Genomic DNA, 6,836 nt, shown 5'->3' with positions numbered 1-6,836 from the left:
ATTCGCATTCGCCTCACTCAATTATGCGCACTGACGCTCACATAGCTCAGCAGAAGTGAAAATTTTGCGACACAGCCGTATAAACGTGCTTAGAAGCGCCCAAACGAATCCTGGGCCGTTCACGTTGTTTGAGAAACCCCACGACCACGTCCAGACAAAGAATATTAAATGGACGGCAGCTATAAATCCCATTGCGGCAAGAAAACGCTTAATTGCCATGCCCTTTGTCATGATGACATCTCCCCTTAAATTTGAACTATAAAGAAGGATAGTTCAAGTTATTGTCTAACATCCTCTCACGTCGGCGGAATCGAGGCAAACTATTGCAGATAAGGCGTGCTAATTCGGCGCGGACATTTTTCGATCACTGTTCCACTGCTGCTAAGAAGGGTGCCTATATCACGGTGGCTCGACCGCCCGTTTTCGTGAACAACTTCGAACAGCCTCGGGTGAAGCCAACCTCCTTCAAGGCGGACAGCCACGAGATGTTTGTCCTGGAAATGATCGCATCCATTGACACGCAGGTCCAAAACGAACGCACAAACACCCTGAACAGGCAGGAGGGTCGCAAGGGCGGTCGTCCTCCGGCACTGAGCGAAGAAAAGGTCGCTCGAATGAAGCAGATGTTCAAGGATGGGGCGACACAACAACAGATCAGCGCCGAATTCAGAATTTCTCAGGCTACGGTTTCCCGTTATTTCAACGAAATCAACCTCGGCAAAGGACGTGCCCCCTCCTCCCCGTATCGGCAGGATCCGAGTGTCGTTCGCCAGAAGAGAAGAGAGTACGAACGCAAGCGTCGTCAACGCCTTAAGGAATAGCAAGCAGTCGAGGCTGGTCAAAGCTAATCTGAAGTGCTATGTATGACAAAACGATAATTTGTCATCCAAAGGAAACGGCAAGGTTATGAAACAGGAAAAGGTGGCGACTGATCAGGTTCGGCACGTCCTGGCGGCGGCTGAGAAGACTGGCCTGATCGCTGGCGACAAGAACGACCGGATCTCTGCTCGCGTGAACCATCGCCTTCTGGAGCAGGCAAAGAGGCGCACGGGCATCAAGTCGAGCACGGCGCTCGTCGAGTTCGCCCTCGCATCAATCGCGCTCGAAGACCCCTTCCCCGAGGTTTTCAAGAAGATCAAGGGCACCGTCGACCCCGATATCAAATTGGGGTTCTGATGCCGTCATTCGATATCGCCGGGGCCAAGCGATGGCTCCGGTCTTTCCCTTCCGGCAACATCTCCAGACGACCAGACAGCAAACTCCCCTTCTTCGATGGCAACAACCTGGCATCGCAAGGGCTGCTGCTCGACACCTGCGTCTACATCGATCAGATGCAGGGAAAGCTCCCTGACGAAATCGAGGAGTTCCTCTCGAAGCGACACAGCTATCATTCATCAGTCGCGGTTCAGGAGCTGGCGCACAGCATGGGTGCGCTCGATCCCAACGATCCAAGGACAGCTCACGTACAAAAGGTGATTTCTGACACCATCGAGAGCATGACCGAGCACCGGACGTCGGTTCCGGATATAGACGTCCTAGGCCGAGCCGCGATCCTGAATGGCGTGATCTGCAGACTCCAGCACTACAGCGACGACCAGAAGCGCAAATGCCTTCAGGACTGCACGCTATTCCTACAGGGCCTGAAGGGCGGGTTCGTGATCCTAACCAGGAACGTCAAGGACTTTGATATGTGCCTTCAGCTCGTTCCAGCGGGACGCGTCCTCTTTTATCGCGTGTGAAGTCGATCTCAGGGGAATGAAAATAAAGTGGGGACTATCCAGCAAGGCCGTCAATGAAGGTGCCATTTGCAGGATGATAAGAGCCATATATCGCTGCAGAAATGGCCTTTGCTTCGCTTTCAGAACCTTGCGAACCGACATCAGATTTGTCACGTCCGTAACCGAAGCCAATGCCTGCAACGAAGGATTTCGAAAAACGATAATCAACCCCGCCCGAAACGCCCATAGTCGTCGAAGAGATAGCGGTATCGTCGGAATTGAAGTCACCGAAATTCACATATCCACCGGACCAAAAAGCGATCTTGTTATTAGTGGTGGTAGGCATCCCTGTTCCGCCACGCTCTTTGAGCAATAATCCGGATGACTTATCGACCTGATAGAACGGGTCAGATTCGTTCTGTCTGTCGTTTTTCTCCGATGCAAAACCCAGCCGGACGCCGCCAAGATCGTTTTGCCTCGCCCCCTCGCCTTCGTTGTGCAGTTTTTCCATCCGACGGGCGAAGTTGCTAATCTGATCACGGGCCATACGTCGCGTCGATTGAACTTGTGCCGTCAGAAGGCCGATCACTTCCTGATCCCTGGCTATGGGCTGTGTCGCAAATTTTTCACTTTTGGTGATCTATGTCATTATCAGTACGGGAAACTGCATGAGGTCTTAGCGGGTGACAGTGGATTTCAAGGGAGCTCATTTCCCCACAAGTGTCATTCTTTATGCTGTGTTCTTTTATGTCCGTTATCCAGTTTCCTATCGCGATCTTCAGGAAATCATGGCTGAACGTGGTGTCGATGTTGACCATGCAACACTGAACCGATGGATTGTACGATATTCTCCACAGATTGCAGAGCAGGCACAGAAACGTAAGCGTTTAACTCTTGGCTCATGGCGTATTGACGAGACTTATATAAAGGTCAAAGGGAAATGGACCTATCTGTATAGGGCTGTTGATCGTGACGGCCAAACCTTGGAATTTATGCTCTCTGAGCGCCGAAATCTTAGTGCGGCAAGGCGTTTCTTTAAAAAAGCCATCGCAAGCAATGGTGTTCCGCACAAGGTTGTCATTGATAAAAGCGGGGCTAACCTGGCCGGTGCACAGGCTGCAAACACGATCCTGAAAATCACTGGTGTCGGCATGATGTTTGAAATTCTTCAGGTGAAATATCTCAACAATATTCTTGAGCAAGACCATCGGTTCATCAAGAAGATCACCAAGCCAATGATGGGCTTCAAGGCGTTTCACAGCGCATCAGCGACAATCGCGGGCATTGAAGTGGCACATATGATCCGCAAAGGCCAATTCGCAAACAACAACCATTCGCCTTTTCAGGTCTTTGCAGAGCTCGCAGCATAATTGTGCCCAGTGATAAGGCGCACTTAACCAGCACAAAATTTTGCGACAGAACCCGCTGTCAATCATGCATCCGGGCAAGTATTTTCTGGATCGCCATTCGGGACTGCTGACCTCTGATGTCTATAATGGCGACGAGTTCGTCACACGCGACCCGCGTCGCCTCAACAGCGATGCCATTGTCATTCTGTGCTCCCAGACGGGCACCACCAAGGAAACGGTGCGGGCGGCAGAACATGCCCGTCGCCGGGGCGCCTGCGTGATCTCCCTGACGCTGGATCCGCAATCGCCGCTCGCCGCCGCCGCCGACCACGTGCTGCAATACCAGGCGTCCTACACCACCGGCATTCCGATCGATGGTGCCGACAGCAATTACAGCGTGCTTTACATGTTGCTGGCGGGCATTGTCGATTTACGCGACAAGACCAGCCTGCTGCCCAAACTGCTGGAAAGCCTGCCGGCACTGCAACCGGCCATTGAACGCGGTCAGCAGCATTTTGATGAAACCTTTACCAGATATGCAGAGCGCTATGGCCGCGAAAAAGTCGTGTACACCATGGCTAGCGGTCCGGTTTATGGCGCAGCCTATTCATTCTCCATCTGCGTGCTCATGGAAATGCTGTGGATCAACTCGCAAGCTATCCACGCCAATGAGTTCTTCCATGGCCCATTCGAAGTCGTCGATAAAAATGCCTGCTTCGTCGTCATGATTGGGCTCGATGAAACGCGTGCGCTGGCCGAGCGTGGCCGGGATTTCCTGTACCGTTTCGGCGAGCCGGACAATATGTTGGTGCTGGATGCAGCGAAACTCGATCTCGCTGACATAGATGACACTTTCAAGGGATATTTCGTGCCGTTGATTTTCTTCGATGCTCTTTGGAAATTTGCCTATAAGTTGGCGGCGAAACGTGAACAGGTCATGCTGGACGGTCGCCGCTACATGAAAAAGATCACCGACTACTAACAGCACCCCGGCTCAATCTTCGTTGAAGTTGGGCCGGGACTACTACCGTTCCCGACATTGCCATGGCTGCTCGCTATACGGTGAATGGCCTCCATAATGCGGAGCTCGCCGCTACGATCTTTTCCGACCAACACCGTACGACAATCAATTGCGTTTGCCAGAGATCACTGCATTACCTTTTCAAAACCGCACTATATACCGCTGCGCCGAAATCACTGCCCAAAGATGATATTCAAAACTCTAGATTACTTGAACCGGAACGGCTGTTCCATTGGCGGAGAAGATATGCATGTCCTTCGTCGAAGCTGTAAATCGTAATGTATCTGAGAGCCTAAAATCCGCTTCCTCAGGGGTTCTGATCAGATATTTGGTGTCGGAACCGACCATGTCGATGTAAAGGATTTGCGCCTCGCCCAGATGCTCTACAAGATCCACGGTTCCCGAAAAGAGGGGGCTGCCAGTTTCCTCGCGGGCAATCCTGGTATTCTCGGGTCGAATTCCAACGCTAACTCTATCATTGAGTGCGAAAGTTCCATCACTGGCTTCAAGGGCAAGTTTCGTCCCACAATCAAGATGACAGGTATAACTACGTCCCGAGGTCTCCGATATAGTGCCCGCGAGTATGTTCATGGCTGGAGAACCGATAAACTGCGCAACGAAAAGATTGGCTGGCTTTTTGTAAAGCTCTACTGGTGTTCCAATCTGCTCGATATTGCCATCCTTGAACACAACGATCCGATCCGCCAGTGTCATCGCTTCCACCTGATCGTGGGTCACATAAATCATCGTGACATCGGGCATGCTTTGCTTGAGTTTTGCAAGCTCGATGCGTGTAGCCACCCGCAGGGCTGCATCAAGGTTGGACAAGGGTTCGTCAAACAGGAAAACACGCGGGTTTCTGACAATTGCGCGTCCAATCGCAACACGTTGTCTTTGTCCTCCCGAAAGGGCCTTTGGCAAGCGTTGCAGATATTCACTAAGCTGAAGAATTTCGCCGGCTTTCTTGACCCGTTTGTCTATCTCTGCCTTCGTCACGCCGGCAATACGCAGACCGAAAGCCATATTCTCATAGACTGTCATATGAGGATAAAGTGCATATGACTGGAAGACCATCGAAATACCCCGTTTCGACGGAGCGACATTGTTCATACGCTCCCCGGCGATGACAAGATCACCCGACGTTATCGTCTCAAGGCCTGCAATTGAGCGCAACAGGGTTGACTTTCCACAACCGGACGGCCCGACGAAAACGACAAACTCCCCCGATGTAATATCAAGGTCAATGCCATGGAGTACTTCCAGGTTGGCGTAGGATTTACGTATATTCTTCAGCGACAGGTCGGCCATCGTTCCCATTCCTTTTATTCTTGTTTCGCTTGGGTTGTGTTGCTCACGGAGCCAGACTTGCCAGGAACCTCGTTATGGGGCCCGGGACACGGTTGAGGATTTCGGTATCGTTCTTTCTTCGAATAGCCGCGCGAACGATTTTCGCACCCAGATAACGCACAGGTTCGGGCGGAAGCTTGGTGCGGTTTTTGATCCCCACCAAACCACAACTGCTCCATTTATCCACGCGTCCCAGGATCAGGCTTGCAAGGATCCGACCTGCGACAGGCGCCTGGGCAATGCCGGTCCCATTGAAACCCAGAGCATAGAAAATATTCGGGTAATGCCTTAAATGATCGAATACCGGTAGATGCTGCGCCGTACAGTCGATCGGACCGCTCCAGTCATGAAGGATCGGCACGTCCTTTAGCTGAGGATATACGCGGTGCAGTTCACGTATATTGTCTGCACCGCCGTCGCCGCTGCGATTAAAACGTTCGTCAATCCGATCATTATAGGCAATTCCACCCGTTCCCCGTCCAAATACGACCTGATCCGACGGCGTGCGCTGATAATAGAGCACGTGTTGCTGCGCATCACAGATCGAAGCACCATCAGTCCAACCGATACGCTTGAGTATATCTCCAGCAGGCGCTGTCGCAACGAGTTGACTGCTCACCACATAAAGATAGGGATGAAGCTCAGGGATCGCGGAAGCCCAAGCATTGACCGTTAAAGCAACTTTGTTGGCAGTCAATGTCCCGTCTTGTGTTTTAAGTTCGGGCCGCTCACCCGGAACGATCTCCAAAACAGGGCTTTTTTCATGAATGACAATCCCGTTGGAAAGCGCAAGTTTGCGAAGGCCAAGAGCAAGCTTGGCAGGCTGGACAGTCCCTGCCCGCTCCTCGACAATACCGGCATATGATGCGCTAGAGCCAGTGCGCCGTTCAATGTCGTGCGCATTCAGTGTCTGGAACGGGTTGAACCCGGATTTCTGACAGATATCCAGTGCTTTCGCCCACGCACCTTCCTGTGCGACAGAACTTGCGGTCCACAGCCAGCCATCAAGACGCAGATCCATGTCAATGGTTCCACAATCTTGCAGCGCTTTCAGCTCATCAATTGCATCGCAGGTTGCCTGACAAAGCATGCGCGCATCTTCGTCGCCCACAAGGTCGCGCAACATATCGATTTCAGCATACCAGCTGTGGACTTGTCCGCCATTACGCCCGGATGCGCCCGAACCGCAAAAATCTGCTTCCAGGATTGTGATACGCGAATTTGGTTCTTGTTCTCGTATCCGCAGTGCCGTCCAAAGCCCGGCATATCCCCCGCCAACGATTGCAATATCGCATTGCTGCTGACCCGTTAAAGGTGCGGTGACCGGATCTGCGCCAATACTTTGCAGCCAGAAGGAACGATCCTGCTTCGCCGCGACAACGGGTGGTCTCATTGTGATAG

Annotated in this window: 8 protein-coding genes; 5 read left to right on the top strand and 3 right to left on the bottom strand. The window is 52.2% G+C overall.

The window, feature by feature from the left end; all coding sequences use genetic code 11:
- Positions 1-425: 425 nt before the first annotated feature.
- From HWX93_RS20610 to HWX93_RS20600, 3 genes are all read left to right on the top strand, one after another.
- Positions 426-821 carry a helix-turn-helix domain-containing protein gene (locus tag HWX93_RS20610; protein ID WP_146206523.1) on the top strand — a complete coding sequence of 132 codons (396 nt, stop codon included), beginning with the start codon at positions 426-428 and terminating at the stop codon, positions 819-821.
- A gap of 85 nt (positions 822-906) precedes the next feature.
- Positions 907-1,176, top strand: a complete 270-nt coding sequence (locus HWX93_RS20605; RefSeq protein ID WP_021587185.1) for a hypothetical protein — start codon at positions 907-909, stop codon at positions 1,174-1,176.
- The gene (locus HWX93_RS20600; RefSeq protein WP_176038546.1) at positions 1,176-1,739 is read left to right on the top strand and encodes a type II toxin-antitoxin system VapC family toxin; all 564 of its coding nucleotides are present in this window, start codon (positions 1,176-1,178) and stop codon (positions 1,737-1,739) included. Before HWX93_RS20605 ends, HWX93_RS20600 begins: the two co-directional genes overlap by 1 nt.
- Before the next feature lie 34 nt (positions 1,740-1,773).
- Here the strand turns inward: HWX93_RS20600 and HWX93_RS20595 are convergent, their stop codons facing one another.
- Positions 1,774-2,307: an autotransporter outer membrane beta-barrel domain-containing protein gene (locus HWX93_RS20595; RefSeq protein WP_235969165.1), complete on the bottom strand. Its 534-nt coding sequence runs from the start codon at positions 2,305-2,307 to the stop codon at positions 1,774-1,776.
- A 94-nt stretch (positions 2,308-2,401) separates the two neighbouring features.
- On the opposite strand from HWX93_RS20595, the gene HWX93_RS20590 reads away from it, so the two are divergent.
- Positions 2,402-3,088 (top strand): IS6 family transposase, encoded by a 687-nt coding sequence (locus HWX93_RS20590; protein WP_176038545.1) that lies wholly within the window; start codon positions 2,402-2,404, stop codon positions 3,086-3,088.
- 64 nt (positions 3,089-3,152) lie between these two features.
- A complete protein-coding gene (locus HWX93_RS20585; RefSeq protein WP_235969164.1) occupies positions 3,153-4,049 on the top strand; it encodes an SIS domain-containing protein in 897 nt (298 codons plus the stop codon).
- Between the two features lie 240 nt (positions 4,050-4,289).
- Here HWX93_RS20585 and HWX93_RS20580 read toward each other — a convergent pair whose 3' ends face one another.
- On the bottom strand, positions 4,290-5,396 hold the full coding sequence (locus HWX93_RS20580) for an ABC transporter ATP-binding protein (RefSeq protein WP_151557831.1): 1,107 nt from the start codon (positions 5,394-5,396) through the stop codon (positions 4,290-4,292).
- A gap of 43 nt (positions 5,397-5,439) precedes the next feature.
- Positions 5,440-6,828: an NAD(P)/FAD-dependent oxidoreductase gene (locus HWX93_RS20575; protein WP_235969163.1), complete on the bottom strand. Its 1,389-nt coding sequence runs from the start codon at positions 6,826-6,828 to the stop codon at positions 5,440-5,442.
- Positions 6,829-6,836 lie beyond the last annotated feature (8 nt).

Origin of the sequence: Brucella tritici (genome assembly GCF_902825325.1) — a bacterium.
Lineage (GTDB): Bacteria > Pseudomonadota > Alphaproteobacteria > Rhizobiales > Rhizobiaceae > Brucella.
Note: the sequence above shows the minus strand (reverse complement) of the source record. Positions and strands in the feature narration are given on the sequence as shown.